This is a genomic window from Pseudomonas sp. GL93 (assembly GCF_003408955.1).
Classification (GTDB): domain Bacteria; phylum Pseudomonadota; class Gammaproteobacteria; order Pseudomonadales; family Pseudomonadaceae; genus Aquipseudomonas; species Aquipseudomonas paracarnis.
Genome location: NZ_NKRF01000002.1, coordinates 162,353 through 183,851, shown reverse-complemented (window position 1 = coordinate 183,851; position 21,499 = coordinate 162,353). Strand labels below are relative to the sequence as shown.

Annotated in this window: 19 protein-coding genes; 13 read left to right on the top strand and 6 right to left on the bottom strand. The window is 50.7% G+C overall.

All coding sequences use genetic code 11. The annotated features are described in order from the left end of the window. Window positions 1-2 precede the first annotated feature (2 nt). The 7 genes from CER19_RS00940 to CER19_RS00910 all read left to right on the top strand — a co-directional run bounded on the left by CER19_RS00940 (window position 3) and on the right by CER19_RS00910 (window position 8,042). The gene (locus tag CER19_RS00940) at window positions 3-1,175 is read left to right on the top strand and encodes an O-antigen polymerase (protein ID WP_116665055.1); all 1,173 of its coding nucleotides are present in this window, start codon (window positions 3-5) and stop codon (window positions 1,173-1,175) included. 72 nt (window positions 1,176-1,247) lie between these two features. Beyond that, window positions 1,248-2,390: an NAD-dependent epimerase/dehydratase family protein gene (locus CER19_RS00935; RefSeq protein ID WP_116665162.1), complete on the top strand. Its 1,143-nt coding sequence runs from the start codon at window positions 1,248-1,250 to the stop codon at window positions 2,388-2,390. Window positions 2,391-2,393: 3 nt separating this feature from the next. Next, on the top strand, window positions 2,394-2,963 hold the full coding sequence (locus CER19_RS00930) for a serine O-acetyltransferase (RefSeq protein ID WP_116665054.1): 570 nt from the start codon (window positions 2,394-2,396) through the stop codon (window positions 2,961-2,963). A 1-nt stretch (window position 2,964) separates the two neighbouring features. Then, a complete protein-coding gene (locus CER19_RS00925) occupies window positions 2,965-3,963 on the top strand; it encodes a hypothetical protein (protein WP_116665053.1) in 999 nt (332 codons plus the stop codon). Beyond that, entirely contained in the window at window positions 3,960-4,913 is a 954-nt protein-coding gene (locus tag CER19_RS00920) for an NAD-dependent epimerase/dehydratase family protein (protein WP_116665052.1), read from the top strand. Before CER19_RS00925 ends, CER19_RS00920 begins: the two co-directional genes overlap by 4 nt. Window positions 4,914-4,949: 36 nt before the next feature. Continuing rightward, window positions 4,950-5,963: a glycosyltransferase family 4 protein gene (locus tag CER19_RS00915; protein WP_116665051.1), complete on the top strand. Its 1,014-nt coding sequence runs from the start codon at window positions 4,950-4,952 to the stop codon at window positions 5,961-5,963. An 84-nt stretch (window positions 5,964-6,047) separates the two neighbouring features. Further along, window positions 6,048-8,042 carry a nucleoside-diphosphate sugar epimerase/dehydratase gene (locus CER19_RS00910; protein WP_116665050.1) on the top strand — a complete coding sequence of 665 codons (1,995 nt, stop codon included), beginning with the start codon at window positions 6,048-6,050 and terminating at the stop codon, window positions 8,040-8,042. A 116-nt stretch (window positions 8,043-8,158) separates the two neighbouring features. On the opposite strand, the gene CER19_RS00905 is transcribed toward CER19_RS00910, so the two are convergent. From CER19_RS00905 to CER19_RS00890, 4 genes are all read right to left on the bottom strand, one after another. Beyond that, window positions 8,159-8,899, bottom strand: coding sequence for an N-acetyltransferase (locus CER19_RS00905; RefSeq protein WP_116665049.1), 741 nt, complete (start codon window positions 8,897-8,899; stop codon window positions 8,159-8,161). Window positions 8,900-8,951: 52 nt separating this feature from the next. Further along, window positions 8,952-9,884 carry a 3-hydroxyacyl-CoA dehydrogenase family protein gene (locus tag CER19_RS00900; RefSeq protein WP_256660351.1) on the bottom strand — a complete coding sequence of 311 codons (933 nt, stop codon included), beginning with the start codon at window positions 9,882-9,884 and terminating at the stop codon, window positions 8,952-8,954. A gap of 725 nt (window positions 9,885-10,609) precedes the next feature. Continuing rightward, complete coding sequence (locus tag CER19_RS00895; protein ID WP_116665048.1) at window positions 10,610-11,740, bottom strand: SGNH/GDSL hydrolase family protein; 1,131 nt, start codon at window positions 11,738-11,740, stop codon at window positions 10,610-10,612. Beyond that, window positions 11,719-12,813 (bottom strand): acyltransferase, encoded by a 1,095-nt coding sequence (locus CER19_RS00890; protein WP_116665047.1) that lies wholly within the window; start codon window positions 12,811-12,813, stop codon window positions 11,719-11,721. Before CER19_RS00890 ends, CER19_RS00895 begins: the two co-directional genes overlap by 22 nt. Before the next feature lie 711 nt (window positions 12,814-13,524). Here CER19_RS00890 and CER19_RS00885 point away from each other — a divergent pair. From CER19_RS00885 to CER19_RS00875, 3 genes are all read left to right on the top strand, one after another. Beyond that, complete coding sequence (locus tag CER19_RS00885) at window positions 13,525-13,857, top strand: ComEA family DNA-binding protein (protein ID WP_116665046.1); 333 nt, start codon at window positions 13,525-13,527, stop codon at window positions 13,855-13,857. Between the two features lie 139 nt (window positions 13,858-13,996). Beyond that, window positions 13,997-14,641, top strand: a complete 645-nt coding sequence (locus CER19_RS00880) for a GntR family transcriptional regulator (protein WP_116665045.1) — start codon at window positions 13,997-13,999, stop codon at window positions 14,639-14,641. A 14-nt stretch (window positions 14,642-14,655) separates the two neighbouring features. Continuing rightward, on the top strand, window positions 14,656-15,504 hold the full coding sequence (locus CER19_RS00875) for a DUF1989 domain-containing protein (protein ID WP_116665044.1): 849 nt from the start codon (window positions 14,656-14,658) through the stop codon (window positions 15,502-15,504). Between the two features lie 57 nt (window positions 15,505-15,561). On the opposite strand, the gene CER19_RS00870 is transcribed toward CER19_RS00875, so the two are convergent. Together CER19_RS00870 and eat are read right to left on the bottom strand one after the other, a co-directional pair. After that, on the bottom strand, window positions 15,562-15,729 hold the full coding sequence (locus CER19_RS00870) for a DUF2897 family protein (protein ID WP_003172675.1): 168 nt from the start codon (window positions 15,727-15,729) through the stop codon (window positions 15,562-15,564). A gap of 110 nt (window positions 15,730-15,839) precedes the next feature. Beyond that, window positions 15,840-17,204: an ethanolamine permease gene (gene eat / locus CER19_RS00865; protein WP_116665043.1), complete on the bottom strand. Its 1,365-nt coding sequence runs from the start codon at window positions 17,202-17,204 to the stop codon at window positions 15,840-15,842. Window positions 17,205-17,600: 396 nt separating this feature from the next. Between eat and kdpF the strand changes: the two genes are divergently transcribed. From kdpF to kdpB, 3 genes are read left to right on the top strand one after another with little or no spacing between them, the layout of a single operon-like run. Beyond that, the gene (gene kdpF / locus CER19_RS00860; protein WP_003218754.1) at window positions 17,601-17,690 is read left to right on the top strand and encodes a K(+)-transporting ATPase subunit F; all 90 of its coding nucleotides are present in this window, start codon (window positions 17,601-17,603) and stop codon (window positions 17,688-17,690) included. 9 nt (window positions 17,691-17,699) lie between these two features. Continuing rightward, the gene (gene kdpA / locus CER19_RS00855) at window positions 17,700-19,394 is read left to right on the top strand and encodes a potassium-transporting ATPase subunit KdpA (RefSeq protein ID WP_116665042.1); all 1,695 of its coding nucleotides are present in this window, start codon (window positions 17,700-17,702) and stop codon (window positions 19,392-19,394) included. 12 nt (window positions 19,395-19,406) lie between these two features. After that, a complete protein-coding gene (gene kdpB, locus CER19_RS00850; RefSeq protein ID WP_175556200.1) occupies window positions 19,407-21,464 on the top strand; it encodes a potassium-transporting ATPase subunit KdpB in 2,058 nt (685 codons plus the stop codon). The last annotated feature ends 35 nt before the right edge of the window (window positions 21,465-21,499 follow it).

Here is a 21,499-nt window from a genome sequence, read left to right as displayed (position 1 = left end):
ATATGATAAATCCGGTTTTTGTTTACTTTGCAGCCTGGGGGTTGGTTCTCTTTTTATACTCCCTGGGATTGACTTCAAACTTAGTCGACTTTTCCCTGGTTGGCGTAACGCTAATTGTACTTAATATGTTAAGTATTTTGTTGGCCTACTTTTTTTTAGGGGGGGGAAGCAAAAGAGAAAGTCATATTCCAGATGATTGGTTTTTTTTGGATACGGTGAGACGGTTTTTAAAATTTGTTCTTTTTGTTTGGTTGTTAGGTACAGTTGCGGAGATAGCCTACTCAGGAGGTTTTCCATTATATTGGAAGTTGGTCGGTGATACACGATTATATACCGAGTTCGGAATTCCTTCTTTTCATGGGGTGATGAATGCTTTTTATCTTCAAGCACTCTCTATGGCGTGTTATTTGTTTTTAAAATTACGAAGGATAAAATTTGTAGTTTTAATTCTTGTGCTGTTGTGCTGGCCTATATCCATGCTAGGTCGAGGTATATTGCTGGGTGGTCTTCTTCAGATGGCTTGTGTTCTGTTTTTGTTGACTAAGTTGAACACTAAGAAGATTTTTGGATTGGTGCTCGGATTAGTATTGGTGATTGTAGCGTTTGGTTATATAGGTGACTTGAGGCAAACAGCCAACCCGTTTTCGTATCTCGTGTCCGGGCAGACGGCAGAAGTGTTTGCCGGGTTACCCAGTGGTTTTTTATGGTTTTATGTTTATTTGACCGCAGGCTTAAGTAACCTTTTTCATAATATAGATTCACTCATTCCGGCTGGAGGGTTTTCTTATACATTCTCTAATATGTTGCCGACGATTGTACGAAACTTTTTTGAGATTGATTCTCGCAATGATTTGTTTGTTTTTGTTGATCGAAACTTAAATACGTCTACTATTTATGCTGGGTCGGTATCTGACTTTGGCCCGGTTGGCGGTTTTTTTTCGGTGTTGATAGTGCAAGTGATTTGTTGTTATACGTATATCCTGGCATTGAAGGGTAAGCCTTGGGGGATTTTTGCCTATACAGTGTCATTTCAAATTCTCACGTTTTCCATTTTTTACGATATGTTTTTTCTGCTGCCGACGTTATTTCAGTTTGCTATCTGTTTCATTTTATACGCCTATTATTTTTTTCGTAGGCGTTCAATGCGATCGATTCATCCTGTCGTTGAGGGTTGAGGGCGAGCTTAAATTGTTTGCCGGTATTATTGTAGCGTGATAACGAATTTAGATTTTTCAAGAGGAAGTATGATGAGCGGATATAAAGTATTGGTTACAGGTGGTGCCGGATTTATTGGATCACATCTGATTCCTAAAATTTTAGGTTCAGGAATGACGGTCAGGGTGCTAGATCCTCTGACTGTTCAGGTCCACGGTTTGCTGCCTACTGATCTCGACTGGTTGAATCAAGAAAATGTCGAATTCATTCGCGGCAGTGTCACATCTATGACTGACTGGGCTACTGCCCTACAGGGAGTAGATGCGGTTATCCATCTGGCGGCAGAAACAGGGACCGGGCAGTCCATGTACGAAGTCGCTCGTTATAACGAGGTGAACTCTCAAGGCACTGCGCTGATGTTCGATGTGCTGGGGAAGATGGCCGATCACCGTGTGAAGCGGGTTATCCTCTCTTCCAGTCGTTCGGTTTACGGAGAAGGGGCTTATGTGAACCCTGCCCAGCCACAAGTACGTATCTGCCCGCTCGCAAGAACAGGTGAGGCTCTTTCTAAGGGGCAGTGGGAACCTGTCTGCCCAGAGACCTCGGCTACATTGCAAGTTGTTCCGACGCGTGAAACGGATCAGATTGCTCCGTCATCAATCTACGCGGCGACCAAATATGCACAGGAGGATCTGGTCCGTATTGGTTGCCAATCCATGGGGATCGGTTACGGTATCTTTCGGCTGCAGAATGTCTACGGTGAACGACAGTCTCTAAATAACCCTTACACCGGCATTCTTTCTATATTTTCGACTAAAATTCGTCGCGGTAGCGAATTACCATTGTTTGAGGATGGAGAAGAAAGCCGTGACTTTGTACACGTCGATGATGTAACTGATGCTTTGTTGAAGGGCGTTACATCAGAGTCACCTATCAATACAGTTATTAACGTGGGGAGCGGCGTACCTACCTCTGTCAAGGAGGTCGCCCAAGAGCTTTCTCGCGCATTTGGCAAAGAGCCCAATATCGTCGTAACTGGAGAGTTTCGTATAGGTGATATTCGTCACAATTATGCTGATGTGACCCGGTTGAAAAGTGTACTGGGCCTGGTTCCTAAGGTTTCATTGAAGGAAGGTTTGAAAAGGTTCGCTGATTGGGTGGAGCAACAACCTGTTCCAGAAGATTTACTTGATAAAGCCAACCAAGAACTTCGTGATAGAAAATTGATGAGCTGAGGGATGAATATGGACGTGCCGTGCGCGTTGGGATTGCGTCAGTTACTGGTTGCAGATATTGCGCGTCAACGCGAACTATTTGGTCTAACCAAACCATTAAAAGGCTTAAAACTTTGGCTGAGTATGCTGTCGCCAAGATTTGCACCGGTATTACTTTATCGGCTTGCTCATCGTTTTCACGTGATGGGAATTGGCGTGTTAGCAAAGTTTTTTTCGTTGATTAATTTTCTGATGTTTGGGATTGAGATTGCTGTTGCATGCAAGATTGGTCCTGGATTGTTCTTTCCCCATACCCACGGCACTGTCATCGGCGCTATCAGTATTGGAAAAAATGCGGTTATCTATCAAGGCGTGACACTGGGTGCCAAAGATCTTGACTTTACCTATGATGCGGCACACAGGCCGATTATCGGTGATGACGTGCTGGTAGGTAGTGGGGCGAAGGTTCTAGGTGGCATTCAGTTGGGTAACCATGTGACGGTCGCTGCAAATGCGGTACTATTGCAAAGTATTGGTAATGATGTAGTAGTAGGCGGGATTCCTGCCAAAATTCTCAAAAGCCGGAATCTATAGCTTGAAATACTCCTTGCAAGGTAAAAAAGTTCTCTATATTGCACCTCGTTTTTTTAGCTATGAGAACGAAATTCGTGATGAACTTAGCAGAAGAGGTGCGCTGGTCGATTTTCTTCTAGATCGACCTTTCGACACTCCTCTTCTTAAGGCAATAACCCGTGTAAGTCGAGAGTTAGTGATAGGCGCTGCGGATCGTTTTTACGAAACCCAATTGGAGAGCTTGAAGCAGCAGGATTACGATTATGTATTTGTAATCAATGGTCAGACCCTATCATCACTTACCTTAGAGCGCTGGCATCAGTATTACCCGCGTGCAAAATTTGTTTTGTATATGTGGGACTCATTCGGAAATCGACGTTGGGCTATTGATAATTTAAAGTACTTTGATGTTAAGTTTACTTTTGATCGCGAGGATGCGAAGAAGCATGGTATTAACTTCAGGCCATTATTTTTTACCTCTGGCTTTGAGGCTCCTTCCCAATCCGCTATTGAGTGGGATATCAGCTTTATCGGTACGGCGCATACTGATCGATACGCGGTAGCGTCAAAAGTTTCAGCAGTCTTGGATAAGAAGGCCAAGGCATATTTATATCTTTTTTTACAAGCTTCTTGGGTCTATTGGCTATATAAAATTACCAACCGCTCCTTTCGTAGTGCGAAATTTACTGACTTTAAATTTTCACCCTTAAATAAGGGTGAAGTTCAGGCTGTATTTAATGCGTCTGGTTGCATTCTCGATATCGAACACCCCAACCAAACGGGGTTAACTATGCGAACTCTGGAAACGCTAGGGGCGCGAAAAAAATTGGTGACTACTAATCAAAGCGTTCGTCACTATGATTTCTTTGATGAGAATAATATCTGTATCGTCGATAGAAGAACTCCAGTAATTCCTGATAAGTTTTTGACGACGCCTTATCGTGATGTCCACGGCGATATTTATCATTCTTATCGGCTTGAAGGCTGGATGGACGAAATTTTTGAGGTGGCTCAACGATGAATAAAGTGCTCGTAACAGGTGCTAATGGCTTTATCGGTCAAGCTGTATGTCCCCGCCTCCTCCATGGCGGTCACTCTGTGCGAGCGCTAGTGCGTTCCAAGCCTGGCGGTTTGGCTGGGGTCGAGTATGTTGCTGGAGATTTTAGTGATCCTTCTATACTTGAGACCGCACTCAAAGATATCGACTGTGTTATTCATTTGGCTGCTCGAGCTCACCAACTTAATGATGATGCGAAGGATCCTTTAGCTGCCTTTAGGGCGGTGAATCGTGATGCTACGATCAATTTGGCGAGAGCTTGCCTAGCGTCAGGAGTCAAACGTTTTGTGTTTATCAGCTCCATCGGCGTCAATGGTGCACAGACATTCGATAAACCGTTTAGCGAATCGTCGCCCGCAGCGCCACATGCCCCTTATGCAGTGTCGAAACTGGAAGCCGAAGAGCAACTTACAGTTTTGATAAATGGTACTGATATGGAACTCGTTATCATACGTCCGCCATTGGTTTATGCTGGTAATGCGCCAGGAAATTTCAGGCGTTTGCTTAAGTTAGTATCGATGGGCATTCCCCTGCCGTTTGGGTGTGTTCGTAATAAGCGAAGTATGGTGAGTTTGAATAATCTTGCGGACTTCATCGCAGTCTGTGTTATACATCCTAAAGCTGCACATGAACTTTTTTTGATATCGGATGGAAATGATCTTTCTTTGCCCGATATTTTACTGAGGCTGGGCGATGGAGTGTTGAAAAAGCAAAAATTGCTGCCTGTGCCAGTAGGGTTTATGATGATGGCTGCTGGCTTTTTTGGCAAAAAAGCGATGCTTCAGCAATTATGTGGATCGCTGGTGATCGACTCCAGTAAAAGCAGGCGATTACTTGACTGGAAAGCACCAGAAGATACCGAGGCCGCGTTAATAAAGTCAGGCGACAGCTATCGCAAGAGCCTCGATCTCTAATGATCTGATCGCAAAAATATCACAAGGGTGTTTTATATGGTGTGGTGGCTTCTTGCAGCGGTGTTTGCACTGGCATTGGTGTTGACCGGGCTTCTTCGCAAATATGCTTTGTCTCGGGGCCTGATGGATGTGCCGAACGCTCGCAGCTCTCATGATATGCCAACTCCACGCGGTGGCGGGGTAGCAATTGTTTTATCATTTCTGGCTGTTCTGCCTTTTCTGGGCGCTTCAAACGGACTCTCTTCTAGCTACCTGATTTCGTTAAGTGGCGCGGGAGCCTTGATAGCGTTGATTGGGTTTCTTGATGATCATGGCCATATTGCAGCACGGTGGCGTTTACTGGGCCATTTCATAGCTGCGGCCTGGGCACTCTATTGGATTGGCGGTATGTCGCCGGTCGAGGCTTTCGGATTTGTACTGGACTTGGGTTGGTTCGGCCACATCCTGGCCGCGACGTATCTTGTTTGGATGCTGAATTTGTACAACTTCATGGATGGAATAGATGGTCTCGCCAGCGTAGAAGCAATTTGTGTATGTGTAGGGGGCTGCATTGTCTATTTTTTAAGTGGCCACGGTTTCAGTGTTACCCCACTGATTCTTGCGCTGGCAGTCTGCGGGTTTTTGTATTGGAACTACCCGCCAGCCCGAATCTTCATGGGTGATGCTGGTAGCGGTTTTCTGGGCATCACTTTGGGTATCCTTTCTCTTCAGGCTGCGTGGGTTTCCCCCGATTTATTTTGGGCATGGCTGATCCTATTAGGGGTGTTTATTGTTGATGCCACATTCACATTAGTACGCCGTCTCCTGCGTGGTGACAAAGTGTACGAGGCTCACCGCAGTCATGCTTATCAGTTCGCATCTCGTCACTATGGGGCTCATAAACCGGTGACGATTGGCGTTGTTCTGATTAACCTATTCTGGTTGTTACCGCTTGCAGTATGTATGGTTAAGTTCAAGCTGGATGGAATATTGATGCTGTTGGTTGCCTATGTGCCGTTATTTTTATTGGCGCTGAAATTTGGTGCAGGGTCTTTAGAAGAAAAACTGTAACGTCTTGGTAATGAAGTGCAGATGTTGTTTTTTGTTGATCTACCAAGTGTATGCAGTGAGCTATTAGAGGGGTTATAAGGATTTATGGATAAGATACGTACTCGGTTATTGAGTCTGCCTCGACGGCAGAAGCGTATTCTGCAGGTATTTTCCGATATCGTGCTTGTGTGGCTGGCACTGTGGATGGCATTTGTTGTTCGCCTAGGTATTGATGAGTCTATTTATCCTTTTTCTACGCATCGATGGCTTTTTGTCGCAGCGCCTATTGTCGCAATTCCCTTATTCATTCGTTTCGGTATGTATCGGGCGGTAATGCGTTACTTTGGTAATGATGCGCTGATAGCAATTATTAAGGCCGTAAGTCTTTCCTCGCTGATTTTAGGTGTCGTTGTTTATTGGTACAGTAATCATGAAAACGTTGTGCCACGATCTATCATTTTTAACTACTGGTGGTTGAGCCTGATAATGATTGGCGGGCTGAGACTGGCAATGCGTCAATATTTTTTGGGCGATTGGTTTGCGGCCGCGCAGCATGTACCCTTTACTAGTCGAGACGATGGTTTAACTCGTGTAGCTATTTATGGCGCTGGAGCGGCGGGTAATCAATTGGTTGCGGCGCTACGTATGGGGCGTGTTATGCGTCCTGTTGCGTTCATCGACGATGATAGTGGTATTGCGGATCGAGTTATATCTGGACTGCAGGTATACAAACCCAAGCACATTCAGCAAATGATTGATGTGACGGGGGCCCAAGAGATTCTTCTAGCTATCCCTTCATCCAATCGCTCTCGCCGCAGGGAGATTCTTGGCTTATTAGAAGCTTTTCCTTTGCATGTGCGCAGTGTTCCTGGATTCATGGATCTCGCCAGTGGCCGAGTTAAGGTAGATGATATTCAGGAAGTCGATATTGCTGACTTGTTGGGACGAGATTCGGTGCCGGCTCAAGGAGATTTGCTCGAACATTGTATTAAAGAGCAAAGTGTTTTAGTGACTGGGGCGGGAGGCTCTATAGGCTCTGAACTTTGTCGCCAAATATTAGCTTTGCGCCCGACGACATTGCTTTTGTTTGAACATAGTGAGTTCAATCTATATAGTATCTTATCTGAACTGGAGCAGCGTATAGCGCGCGAGTCGCTATCGGTTAGATTGCTACCTATCTTGGGATCAGTACGCAATCAGGAAAAATTACTTGATGTTATGAAAACGTGGCACGTAAATACAGTTTATCATGCGGCGGCCTATAAGCATGTGCCTATGGTGGAGCATAATATTGCTGAGGGAGTTCTCAATAATGTTATTGGGACTTTAAATACCGCTCAGGCGGCGCTGCAGGCAGGGGTTTCTAACTTTGTCCTGATCTCTACCGATAAGGCAGTTCGCCCTACTAACGTGATGGGCAGCACTAAGCGCTTGGCTGAGTTAGTCCTTCAGGCTCTTAGTCGAGAGCAGGCACCTGTATTGTTTGGTGATAAATCTAATGTTTCGAGAGTAAACAAAACCCGTTTTACTATGGTGCGATTTGGTAATGTGCTGGGTTCGTCTGGCTCGGTAATACCTCTATTTCACAAACAAATAAAATCCGGCGGTCCGCTGACGGTGACGCACCCTAAGATTACCCGTTATTTTATGACAATTCCTGAAGCGGCCCAGTTGGTAATTCAGGCCGGATCAATGGGATTAGGCGGCGATGTGTTTGTTTTAGATATGGGGGAGCCCGTAAAAATCGTAGAATTGGCCGAGAAAATGATTCACCTTTCCGGACTGAGTGTTCGTTCAGAAAGAAATCCCCATGGGGATATTTCAGTAGAGTTCACCGGATTGCGTCCAGGTGAAAAACTATATGAAGAGTTGTTAATAGGCGATAACGTTGTCGCTACTCAACATCCTATGATTATGAGTGCAAATGAAGAGCACTTAGCTTGGGAGGCGCTGAAGCTGAAGCTCTCTGAGTTGCTCGCTGCCGTTGATCAAGATGACTACGCTCGTGTCCGCCAGCTTTTGCGTGACACTGTCAGTGGCTATACTCCGGACGGAGAAATAGTGGATTGGATCTACCAGCAACGTCGCTTAGAGCCTTGATCCTTAAAGCGTAATGGCACAATCATTGCGGATCTTAATTTAGGTAGATGGATTTTTCAGTGATAATAGCCCGGTATAGGGCTATTATTCATGTGAACTAGCGGTGTCGATCGTGTTTAGGAAAACTCTTTAATCCACTCGGCCACCGCCGCTTCTGGATATCCACGATGGAAATGTCTACGCCACGGATAGGCGTGATTTCCGGATCCGTCTTTCAGTTTTATTTTTTCGGTCCCGCAGATAAACTTAGCCGGTGACCCTGCTACTACAGAGTCTGGATTCACATCTTTGTTGACCGAGCTATGAGCACCTACCAACGCCCCTTTTTTGATAGTGACCCCAGGTAGTACTACGGACATTGTCGCAATAACTGCGAAGTCTTCAATCGTTACTCCTGCCATAACCTCACTAGGTGGATGTGGATCATTAGTAAGAACAACGTAAGGGAAAATCCATACGTAGTTTCCAATTTTCGAATGCTGTCCAATATGCACATTACTGTGGCATTTCACATAGTCGCCTATTTCACAGTGACCTTGTATATCACCAAGTGTACCAATTTGGAAACCATCTCCAGCAGTCGTTAGTTCTCTTACTGTGACTCTATGACCTGTAATCAATTTTTTTCCGAACGTGGAGCCTTCATAGAATACGCTATGGGAGCGTATAACTGCTCCGTCGCCAATGACTAGTGGACGATTATTTGCGAGCTTAGACGGTAACCCTATCTCGCAGTACGCACCGATTTCAGTGTTGTCTCCAATTATTGAATTTTTGTGAACAATGCTGTATGGACCGATGCTTACATTGCTGCCTATTTTGGCTCCGTGATCTATAATTGCAGTTGGGTGTATCATCGAGTTCTCCGTTTTTACAACAAACTTGAAATAGTCAATGCGTTATTGGTGGTTAGTATTTATAAAATCCTTGACCGGTCTTTCTGCCAAGGTGATTGGCTCTAACCATTTTTCTTAACAAAGCGTGAGCCCGATATTTCGGGTCACCCGTTTCATTATGAAGTGTTTCCATAATTGAGAGATTTACGTCATTACCAATAAGATCCGCGAGTGCTAGTGGACCTATTGGGTGGTTTGCGCCGTAGCGCATTGCCTTATCAATTTCCTCTGCGGTTGCAACACCTTCTGCAAGGATCCCGATTGCCTCATTGATCATTGGGATTAACATTCGGTTGACAATAAAACCTGGAGCTTCATTGACAATGACCGGTTCTTTTCCTAAGGATTTGGAAAAACTAACTACCCAATCAAGTGTCGGTTTTGATGTGGCTAGGCCTGCTATTATTTCAGTCAACTTCATTACTGGGGCGGGATTGAAGAAGTGCAAACCCACAACATTTTCAGGATAGGTGCATGTAGCCGCTAGGCCAGTAATAGACAGAGATGAAGTGTTTGAAGCTAGTATCATTTCAGGAGAGGATATTTTTGATAATTCTTCAAATATGGTTTTTTTTGCATTCATGCTCTCTGAAACAGCTTCAATGACTAGTTTTGAGTTAGAAAGAGTTGAGTATGTATCGGTGGTAACTATTTTCTCGCGATACTGTTTAGCAAGGTTGCCATCAAGTCGATTTTTTTTAACCTGACGCTCCCATTGATTCTCCAACTCAATCAATGACTCTTTAACAGACGCCAAGCTACGGCCCTTCCAAATCACAGTCGAGATTTGATCCGACTGTGCGAGGATCTGCACTATTCCCTTGCCCATCGTTCCTGTTCCGATAACTGATACAGAGTACAGGTCTGTCGATATTTGCATTTCGTCTTGGCTCGCTTCTTTGCGAAAAATGTCATGATATCCAATTCGCACGGCAAGATGAAGCAATGAGTGGTCCTTTTAATCGCGGCACGAAGATTTGTGCCCCTGATCACTATTCTATCGATAGGTCTAAACTATTGTTTCTAGCTTCAGCACTTTGAAACGTCATCACGGCTTTAGGCAGTATTCCACGGAAAGGCATTTTGGCGGTTTTGGTCGTGATTAATATGTTGTAGCGGAGCTTTTGACGAATTCAGGACATTGCCTGAATTTGGAAAGCAGCTTCGGAAAGCTGCTTTTCTCTCACCACCGATTTCATGGAGCTTCTCTAATCAAAAATACCTATCTTCCTCCTTGAGCCTGACTTCCTCACTAGCCTCTGAGCCTCAAGCACTGCAGCCCCATCCATCAGATCACACGTCCGTACAATCTATTTATGCTGAGCAAGCTGCACCGGTTAAAACGTACAGGTCCACCTGGACGCCTACGACGAAAATCCTGCGTCTCGATGTGTTCGGCGTCAGGATATCCACGGCGAAGGCGATCATCGCTTATTTCCTACATGCCGAGTGTGTTAGCGCGGTGTGGAGGAAGATAGAACCGTCCGGTTAATCATTGGCTGTGAATGAAGCAGTCCGAGCGAAGAATCTTCAGGCGATGACCTAACGAACATCCGGATGCTGCCTTTAGAATTCGGGAACCCCCAATATTCAAAGATGCTGTTTTGAATATCGGGGGGAGAGGGAGATCGAGTTATAAGAATTAGGGATTTCTCAAGATGGTTCTATAGCTCAAAAGTTCGGACCTAGTATCGTCGTCAGTACGGACTCTGCAATTATCCGATGACCAAAGTCATTTGGATGATTTAGTCCGTTACCGGTTAGATCAAGATAGTTTTTGTTGATAAGCATTTTCTGCCATGTGGATGTAATATCTACCAAAGCGATGTTCGTATTCTCGGTTTCTATTTCTCTGAGTTTGGCAAGGTGCTGAGCCAAAAGATCTTGCTTTTGAATGCTGCTTTCCGGATTTGCTACTGTACTGCTTATTAGAAGTATTGGAACAGTTTTGTCATATGCTCGGATATCTGCAATGATTTTTTTCATGTTGCTCTTGAATTGTTCCGCAGTAATTCCTCCGCTGTCATTCATGCCAAAGCCAAGAACGATGAGATCACTTTTTTTGTCAAGCACTCTATAGCTCAATGCGGATACTGCATTGAAAGTATTCCAACCTCCCACGGAATTGTTTCGATACTCAAATGTTGATGGGAACTTAGTATTTAGGTAGGCCATTACTAAGTCAGCATAACCTGGCTGGTTTGGTGCTACATAAATACTTGTCGAGTTTGCACCCAAGGTTATTGAGTCCCCGAAAAATGTAACCTTCACAGGTGACTGGCCAAATTTTTTTTCTAGATCCCCTAACGAGCCGTAGCTGAGGGGTGTTAGTGTTTCTTTTTTATTATATGTTACTGCGTACTGATAGTCCTGAAACGCTGGAGTTACTTTTACGTTGTAATTTTTTCTTTCGTCAGCACTCATATTGCTTGAAAACGCTGTTGGGGCGAGTTTCATTGAGCTGTCTGGTGTGATTTCGAAACCGTCCGCCGTTTGATTGTAATCCTTTCCAGGCTTGAAGATTTCTCCAGTGTACGGGCTATACACAAAGCTTATTTTTGTTGGCTTGAATATGGTCTTATGATTTCGAGGCGCTCCACTCTCAAGATAGAACGTCTCTCCATATACTGTGCTTCCAGTTAATGATTTCTTGTCTGTATTGAACTTGTTGACCATTGCCGAACTACAATTAAGGTTGTGGCAAGAGTGAAAGTCTTCGTCTATAGGAGCGCCATCAGGCCCGTCTTTGGCGAGCGCATTACTCGCTGAAATGAAAAATATTAAAGCGACGGTTGCGCGCATGGTTTTTCCTTTTTAGTAAGGTTCATTAAAGCTTTGTTGATTGGTTTTTCAATCTTAAGGTGGGCAAAAATCCCAAATATATGACAAATGATTGTATAGAGAATCATGTACAACCATATGTTTACTATGTTTTCTAATCCAAATTTTGTCCACGCAAAAACGAATAATGGTGAAACCACGCCGTGCATAAGATAAAGGCTGTATGAAGCGTCGCCTAGGAGTCCTAGGAACTTTATTTCCTTTGTCACGCCTTCCAGGCTCAAGGCTGCCCACACTATTAGGAATGCAGAACTTCCGCATATGAAGAGCCTATAAAATTGAGCGTCAATATTTATGGCGATATTCAGTTGTGTGTAGACTAAAGCCGGTATTGCGGTTATAAGGATTAAAAAAGATAAAGGCTTGCTCAGAAATACGCCTGAGGAAACAGTCCTGTATAGGATAACGCCCATAATAAATTCAAATATTATTGGGCTGGAAACTGTTTTGATGAAGCCATACTTGTTTCCTGTTGCGGCATTAACTATCGTGAATAAAAGGAATATTCCGAATAGGGAGATTTCTAAAGACTCTAGTTTTTTTGACTTGAGGAAGATGACTAACGCGATCGCTGTATAGAAGATGAACTCGTACTGAAGAGTCCATCCTATGTTTAAAATTGGTGGTCTGCTCCAATGAGTAAATGTAAGGGTTTCAAGAATCCAGGAAGGCTCTAGCTTTGTCGGGTTGAAGAAATAATAAAGGGTTGGAGAGGGATTTGATATGACGCCGCTTACAATCAGTGCAGAGATAAATGCAACCGCCAAAATTGTAAATAAATACATTGGCCAGATTCTAATTACCCTGCGCATAAGAAATTTTCCTGGGCTCATTTTCATGGTCGCCCCTGGCTTGTACATACCTCCAAACAAAATAAACGGCATTATGAATCCGCTGATTATAAAGAAAATATCTACCCCAAATCCACCCATGTTAGTTATCTGGGCTGGCACTCCATAAATCTGTAAATCTGCGTGAGCTAGAATTACTAAGAAGGCAGCCAAGAACCTTAGGTACTGAATGTTTTTTATCATGCTTCCGCTGCTCGATTTCTAGAACGAAGATTTAGCCAGTGATTTTATGTGCTTGGCTCCTCCAGTGCCATCATTTTTCACCCTGCTGGTTATCTGATAAAAATTCGCTTTTTATGGTCTGACAGTGCTCGACAAAGGCCTGTGGGGCGCGCATCTGTTGCAGAGTCTGAGTGGGGCAGGCACCAACGGTCATTGGCTGATTCCGGAAGACGAGGGCTTAGTCAGTGAGGAAATCGCTCACTGCGCCTGACACAACCGCGCGGTGCGTATGAAGTATCCTAGCAGGCCAGAATCAGAACCTTAATTTGCCCGGCTGAAGGCACGCGAGGTCTGTTACGAGTCCAGATACCAGCTGCAAACCGTGATGACCTCGTTGCCAACCAAGATTTACAGCACCGATGTTGTAACCAAGTTGTATCAGGACCGATGTGAGACTGATCTGGGCTTCTGTGATATCAAAAAATCGACGCAGCAGAACACAGTGACGCTGCGCCAGTAAGAAACTGAGGTCTGGGAAGAGGTTAGTTAAACGCTCTATGACGCATCCAAACCTAGCGTATCTGCGTACTGAGCAAAGCGTACAAGAGTGAATTTGGCTCTGTTCACACCCTGTTACTCACCCTTTTTTGACACCCTCCACCCATCGCCTAACGTAGAAAAGCAGCTTCGGAAAAGCTGCTTTTCCCTCACCGATGTCATGGAGCGTCACCAATGCAAAACCTCTACATCTCATCCCTCATCTTCGCCTTCCTCTCCAGCCTCTCCATCGCCACCACCGCTGCGCCGTCCATCAAGCCGGAGCTCCCAACCCCTATCTCCACCCAGATGACCAAGACCGAGCAATCCACCAAGGTCAACCTCAACGCCGCCGACGCCGAAACCCTGCGTCGCGATCTCTTCGGTATCGGCGCTTCCAAGGCGAAAGCAATCATCGCCTATCGCGAAAGCAACGGCCCGTTCACTGCGGTGGATGAGCTGCTCGAAGTAAAGGGCATCGGCAAGGCACTGCTGGAGAAAAATCGCGACAGGTTGGTCATTAACTGAGTATCTGAAAACAGCGCGAAGGGCCGGTTAATGACCGGCCTTTCCTTTATCCGGCCTTGCGATTTCCCTTCGCAGGCAGCATTGGCACGAAACGTGGTTACCTCTTTCTCAGTGATTGTTCAACAATCTCGAGGTAACAATGCCACTCACTTTATCTTTAGCCGACCGAATCGCCCTGGAACTGCGCGCCGACATCATCGGCGGCCGGCTGTTGCCAGGCATGCCGCTGATCGAGGCCGACCTGGTCAAGGCCTACAACGCATCACGCAATACAATTCGCGAGGCGCTGCATCGTCTCGGCCAGGAGGGCCTTACTCGCTATATCCGCAATAAGGGCGTGATGGTTCGGCGCTTGGAGCGAGCAGAAGTACGCGACCTCTTCGTCGTCCGTCGCACTCTGGAGTTACAGGCGATTGCGCAAAGCGGGCCGCTGACGGACGCTCAATCGACACTTATGCAAAACGCCATCGACGCCACCACCCTGGCCCGGGAGCGCGAAGATTGGCGAGCGGTGGCCACCCACAGTCTTATGTTTCACCAACAGATCGTCGCGTTGATGGGCAGCCCGTTGTTCGACGAGTTCTTCGCCCAAGTGATTGCCCAATTGCGCCTGGCGTTCTGCGCCGCGCCGGATGAGCAGCGGTTCCAGTCACCCTGGCTGGAGCGTGACCATGAGATATACACATTGCTAACCCGCAACCAAACCCAGGCCGCCAGCGAGGCGATGAGCCTGTACCTGGACGATTCAGAACACCTTTCCCTTGCTTTGTTTGATCACCCTTGATGGAGGAGTGCCCCATGTACAAAGACTATCCCGCCGCGTACCAGGTCAGCAAAGGTTCGGCGTTGCAGGTGGATACGGCGTTCTATGAGCGTATTCGTGATCAGAAAACCCAGCGCACGTTGATCGAACAGTTCGAGGTGCCGATTCGAACGGGGAGAGCGTGGAAGGTGCCGGCGGGGCATGTGTTTCGTGTGACCACGCCGGTGGGCCCGCAGGTGGGCGACTTCAACGTGTGGAACGCCAATGACCCTCGCGAGCGCTTGTGGGCGTCGCGCACCCGGCAGCTTCAAGGCGCGCATGTCAGCACCCATGATCGGTTGTGGTCGAACTTGCCCTTTCTAAGGCCCTTGGTCACGATCACCGAGGACAGCCTGGCCAGCTATGGCATTGATGAGCACGGTGGACGTTTGCACGATTTGTTGGGCACGCGGTGCGACCCCTATGTGAACCGTATGCTGACCGGGGAGGACTTTCACCACCATTGCCACTCGAACCTGACGCGTGCGGTATTGCCCCATGGGCTGACGGAATTCGATGTGCATGACGTGTTGAATATTTTCCAGTGCACGGGCCTCAATCACGATGACATGTACTTTATGAAAGCCTGTCCGGCGAAGAAGGGCGATTACCTGGAGTTTTTTGCCGAGATTGATTTGCTGTGTGCGTTGTCGACGTGCCCGGGTGGGGACTTGTCGTTGCCGATGTGGGGGCCGGAGGCGCAGGACCCGTTGACGGTGTGTCGACCGTTGGGGGTTGAGATCTATAGGCTGGAGGATGAGTTGCTCAGTGGTTGGAGCCAGCCGGAACGTGCGGCCTATAAGGGGCAACATGGGTTGCATATTGCCAAGGCGGCATGGGAGTAGGGGGGCTGCTTCGCAGCCCAGCGGGAGCAAGCTCCCTCGTCACGGGGGAATAAGCGTTTATCGGTCTTGTGCATCCTTGGCATCTGCCTGGGCATTGCGCTCGGCCACGCGTTTGCGTTGCTCGTCGGTGAGTTCCACCTTGTTGGCGCTGTCACGCAGCATCATCAGGCCACCGACGATCGACCCGATCGCTACTACCATAATCAACCATGCATACCACGGCATAAGGCTCTCCTTGAGGCAGATGTCCGTGGGAAAGTTTCCCACGGTAATGACTGCTTTGAGTCACGGGCTTTCTGAGTAGTTCAGTGTAGGCCCGTTCTGCCTCATAGGCGCTATTGTCCGGTCAACATTGCATCCGCCGGCGCATCGATGCGGTCTTGTGCGGTCATCTGGAAGTAGATGAAGCCCACCGCCATAAAGCCCAGGAAGATCAGCCCGATCAAGGCATTGAACCAGGCCATCGCCACCAGGCACACCACCGCCAGTACCAGCGCGATACCCGGCACGATGGGGTAGCCCGGCGCGCGGAAGGTGCGTTCCAGCAGCGGCTCGGTCTTACGCAGTTTGAACAGGCTGAGCATGCTCATGATGTACATGACAATGGCGCCAAACACCGCCATGGTGATCATCGCGGCGGTCAGGGTCATGCCGCCCAGGTTGATCAGGCCGTCGCTGTAGATGGCGGCGATACCCACCACGCCGCCGGCGAGGATGGCGCGGTGCGGCGTCTGGAAACGCGAGAGTTTGGCCAGGAAAGACGGCAGGTAACCGGCGCGGGCCAGGGCGAAGAACTGGCGCGAGTAGCCGAGGATGATGCCGTGGAAGCTTGCCACCAGGCCGAACAGGCCAATCCATACCAGCATGTGCAACCAGCCGGAGCTTTCGCCGACTACGGTTTTCATCGCCTGGGGCAATGGGTCGTTGATGTTCGACAAGGTGCGCCAGTCGCCTACGCCGCCAGCGAAGAACATCACGCCCATGGCCAGGATCACCAGGGTGAGGATGCCGCTGATGTAGGCTTTTGGAATCGTGCGCTTGGGGTCCTTGGCTTCTTCGGCGGCCATGGCAGCGCCTTCGATGGCGAGGAAGAACCAGATGGCGAAGGGGATTGCCGCGAACATCCCGGCAATCGCCGGGGCGCCGAAGGTGTCGGAACCGGCCCAGCCATTGAGGGCAAAATTGCTGAAGCTGAACGCCGGGGCGACTACGCCCATGAACACCAACAGTTCGGCGACGGCCAGCACGCAGACCACCAACTCGAAGGTAGCGGCAAGTTTGACCCCGAGGATGTTCAGGCCCATGAACACGATGTAGGCGCCGACGGCGGCGTGCTTGGGGTCGAGTGCCGGGAACTGCACGTTCAGGTACGCGCCAATGGCCAAGGCAATCGCGGGCGGGGCGAAGACGAATTCGATCAAGGTGGCCAGGCCGGCAATCAAGCCGCCTTTCTCACCGAAGGCGCGACGGCTGTAGGCGAAGGGGCCTCCGGCGTGGGGAATCGCAGTGGTCAGTTCGGTGAAGCTGAAGATAAAGCAGGTGTACATCGCGGCGACCATCAATGAGGTCACCAGAAAGCCCAAGGTACCGGCGACACCCCAGCCATAGCTCCAGCCGAAATACTCGCCGGAGATCACCAGCCCGACGGCGATGCCCCATAGGTGCAGGGTGCCCAAGGTGGGTTTGAGTTGTGTGTTCATTGTGGGGTGCTCCCTGAAGGGGTTGGAATGATTCAGGGTGTTGCAGTGGTTATGCCAGGCTACGAAACCCTGTCGCAAAGCAGTGCTGGTGTCGCCTGCGGGACGGTTTGGCGTTTGAATGTGGCTTGGAATGCACCAGATAAGGGCGGCGGTGTCTGACCTGCCGCCATCGCGGGCAAGCCCGGCTCCCACATTTGGAATGCATTCCACTGTGGGAGCCGGGCTTGCCCGCGAAAAGGCCCTCCCAGCCACTGCAAATCCCGCTGTAAACCCCGCATAAACCCACTCTTTACGCCATCTTTACGCCCCACCCAGCCCCTCGCTCTCGTTCCTTTACACCGCTCCTGCGGACAATGCCCCCACACGCGGCAATCGCCGCACGAAGGGGAGACTTCCATGAGCGTTCTGGACGGAGTGTCACTGCTATTGGCCGTGGCGCTGTTCATTTATCTGCTGGTTGCGCTGTTACGCGCGGATCGGAACTAGGAGCGGGCTATGCACAGTTATGACTATTGGCTGATCATCGCCTTCTTTGCCGTGGTACTGGTGCCGGCACCGTTTCTGGGGCGGTTCTACTACAAGGTGATGGAAGGCCAGCGCACTTGGCTCACGCCCGTATTGGGGCCTGTCGAAAAAGCCTGTTATCGCCTCTCGGGCGTGGATGCGCAGCAGGAACAGAGCTGGCAGAAATACATGCTGGCCTTGCTCGCATTCAACCTGGCGGGCTTCTTGTTGTTGTTCTCGATCCTGTTATTCCAGGGCTCCCTGCCACTGAACCCGCAAAAACTGCCGGGCCAGGAATGGACCCTGGCGTTCAACACCGCCGTCAGTTTCATGACCAACACCAACTGGCAGAACTACAGCGGCGAGGCATCCTTGAGTTACCTCAGCCAGATGGCCGGCCTCACGGTGCAGAACTTCGTCAGTGCGGCGACCGGTCTCGCCGTCTTGGTCGCCTTGTGCCGTGGGATCGGGCGCAAATCTGCCCAGACCCTGGGCAACTTCTGGGTCGACATGACCCGCGCCACCCTCTACGGCCTGCTGCCGTTGTGCCTGGTGCTCGCACTGTTCCTGGTGTGGCAGGGCGTGCCGCAAACCTTCGCTCACTATGTGGATGCCGTCACCCTGCAGGGCGTGGATCAGGTGATTCCCCTGGGGCCGGCCGCCAGCCAGATTGCGATCAAGCAATTGGGCACCAACGGCGGTGGCTTCTTCGGCGTGAACTCGGCGCATCCGTTCGAAGACCCGACGGCCTGGGCCAACCTGTTTGAAGTGGCCTCGATCATTCTGATCCCGGTGGCGTTGGTGTTTACCTTTGGCCATTACGTCAAGGACCTGCGCCAGAGCCGGGCGATCCTGGCGTGCATGCTGGCGTTGTTCTTGATCGGCGGCGCGACGTCGCTGTGGTCCGAGTACCAGCCCAATCCAACCCTGAACAACCCGACGGTTGAGCAAACCGCGCCGTTGGAAGGCAAGGAAACACGCTTCGGCACCACCGGTACCGTGCTGTGGTCGGTGACCACCACCGCAGCCTCCAACGGGTCGGTCAACGGCATGCAGGACAGCCTCAGCCCCCTGAGTGGGATGGTGGCGCTGGTCAACATGATGGTTGGCGAAGTGATCTTTGGTGGTGTCGGTGCCGGCATGTACGGCATGTTGCTTAACGTGCTCATCGCGGTATTCCTTGCCGGCTTGATGATCGGCCGCACCCCGGAATACCTGGGCAAGAAACTCCAGGCCAAGGAAGTGCAATTGCTGGTGGTGACCCTGCTGGTGATGCCGGTAGGCGTATTGGTCTTGAGTGCTATCGCCGCCAGCCTGCCGGGCCCGGCAGGCGCTATCAGTAACCCTGGCCCCCATGGCTTCAGCCAGTTGCTCTACGCGTACACCTCGGCCAGTGCCAACAACGGTTCGGCGTTTGCTGGCCTCGGCGCCAACACCCCGTTCCATAACCTGATGCTGGGCCTGGGCATGCTGATCGGCCGCTTTGGCTACATTCTCCCGGTACTGGCCCTGGCCGGTAGCCTGGCGATGAAGAAGACCGCGCCGATTGGCCAGAACAGCTTCCCCACCCATGGTGCGCTGTTTGTGACCCTGTTGACCGTGACCATTTTGCTGGTGGGCGGCCTGACTTTCCTGCCGACGCTGGCGCTTGGGCCTATCGCTGAACATCTGAGCATGGGCTTCTAAGGGGATATGAAAATGAACATGCCTGCAAAAAACGCGGCCCCGGTCAAACCCCAGGAGCCTGCCAAAACTGCCATCTCGGCCCTCTGGCGCCCGGCCCTGGTCCAAGCGTTTGTCAAGCTCGACCCACGCCAACTGCAACGCTCGCCAGTGATGCTGGTGGTGGAGCTGACCGCCATCCTCACCACCGTATTGTGCTTCGTGCCGGATACCACCGTGCCCACTTTTGTTGCGGTGCAAATCGCCGTGTGGCTGTGGTTCACCGTGCTGTTCGCCAACTTCGCCGAGGCCCTCGCCGAAGGCCGTGGCAAAGCCCGTGCCGACAGCCTCAAGGCTGGCAGCGAAGGCTTGAGCGCACGTCGCCAGGAAGCCGATGGCAGCTTCAAGGTGGTACCGGCCACCAGCCTGCGCAAAGGCGATGTAGTTCGTGTTGCCGCCGGGGAAATGATCCCCGGTGATGGCGAGGTCGTCGAAGGGATTGCGGCGGTCAATGAAGCAGCAATCACTGGCGAATCCGCCCCGGTCATCCGCGAGTCCGGCGGCGACCGCTCGGCCGTCACCGGCAACACGCGGCTGGTGTCAGACTGGCTGCTGATCCGCATCACCGCCAACCCGGGCGAGTCCACCCTCGACCGCATGATCGCGCTGGTGGAGGGCGCCAAACGCCAGAAAACCCCCAACGAAGTCGCGCTGGATATCCTGCTGATCGGCCTGACCCTGATCTTCCTGCTGGTGGTGGTGACCTTGCAGCCGTTCGCCCACTTCGCCAATGGCAGCTTGCCTTTGGTGTTCCTGGTCGCACTGCTGGTGACGCTGATTCCTACCACCATTGGCGGCTTGTTGTCGGCCATCGGGATTGCTGGCATGGACCGCCTGGTGCGGCTCAACGTGATCGCCAAGTCTGGCCGCGCGGTGGAAGCGGCGGGGGATGTGCATGTGCTGTTGCTGGACAAGACCGGCACCATCACCTTTGGTAACCGTCGTTGCTCGGCCGTGGTGGCGGCGCCTGGCGTCAGTGGTCGCGAATTGGCCGAAGGCGCGCTGCTGGCGTCCCTGGCTGATGACACGGCGGAAGGCAAGTCCATCGTTGAATACCTGCGTGCCTTGCACCCCCAGGCCGAGCCGAGCCTGGAGGCGTTGACCGCCGTGCCCTTCAGCGCCGAGACCCGTTTGTCCGGTGTCGACTACCAGGGCCGTGTGTTCCGTAAAGGCGCGGTGGACTCGCTGCTGGCGTTTATCGGCCAGCAACGCAGCGACCTGCTGCCTGCGCTGTCGCGGGAAATCGACAAGATCGCCCAAAGTGGCGGCACGCCCTTGCTGGTGTGCGCCGATGGCAAGTTGCTGGGGGCGATCCATCTCAAGGACGTGGTCAAGCCAGGTATCCGTGAGCGTTTTGCCGAGTTGCGCAAGTTGGGGATTCGCACCGTGATGGTCACTGGCGACAACCCGCTGACCGCCGCCGCGATTGCCGCTGAAGCGGGGGTGGACGATGTGCTGGCCGAAGCCACGCCAGAGAAGAAACTCGCGCGTATTCGCCATGAGCAGAACGATGGTCGTCTGGTTGCCATGTGCGGCGACGGCGCCAACGACGCCCCGGCGCTGGCCCAGGCTGACGTCGGCATGGCGATGAACGACGGCACCCAGGCCGCGCGCGAAGCCGCCAACATGGTCGACCTCGACAGCGACCCGACCAAACTGCTGGACGTGGTGCAGATCGGCAAGGAACTGCTGGTGACCCGTGGCGCGCTGACGACCTTTTCCATCGCCAACGACGTGGCTAAGTACTTCGCGATCCTGCCGGCGCTGTTCGCCTCGATCTACCCGCAATTGGGCGTGCTCAACATCATGCACTTGCAGAGCCCGCAGAGCGCGATCCTCTCGGCCATCGTGTTCAACGCGCTGATTATCGTGGTGCTGATCCCATTGGCCCTGCGCGGTGTGCGCGTGCAGGCGGCGAGTGCGGCGGCGTTGTTGCGGCGCAATCTGCTGATCTATGGGCTGGGTGGGCTGTTGGTGCCGTTCGTGGGGATCAAGGCCATCGACATGCTGCTGACCGCGCTGCACCTGGTTTGACCTGGCCGCTGATCGTTCCCACGCTCCGCGTGGGA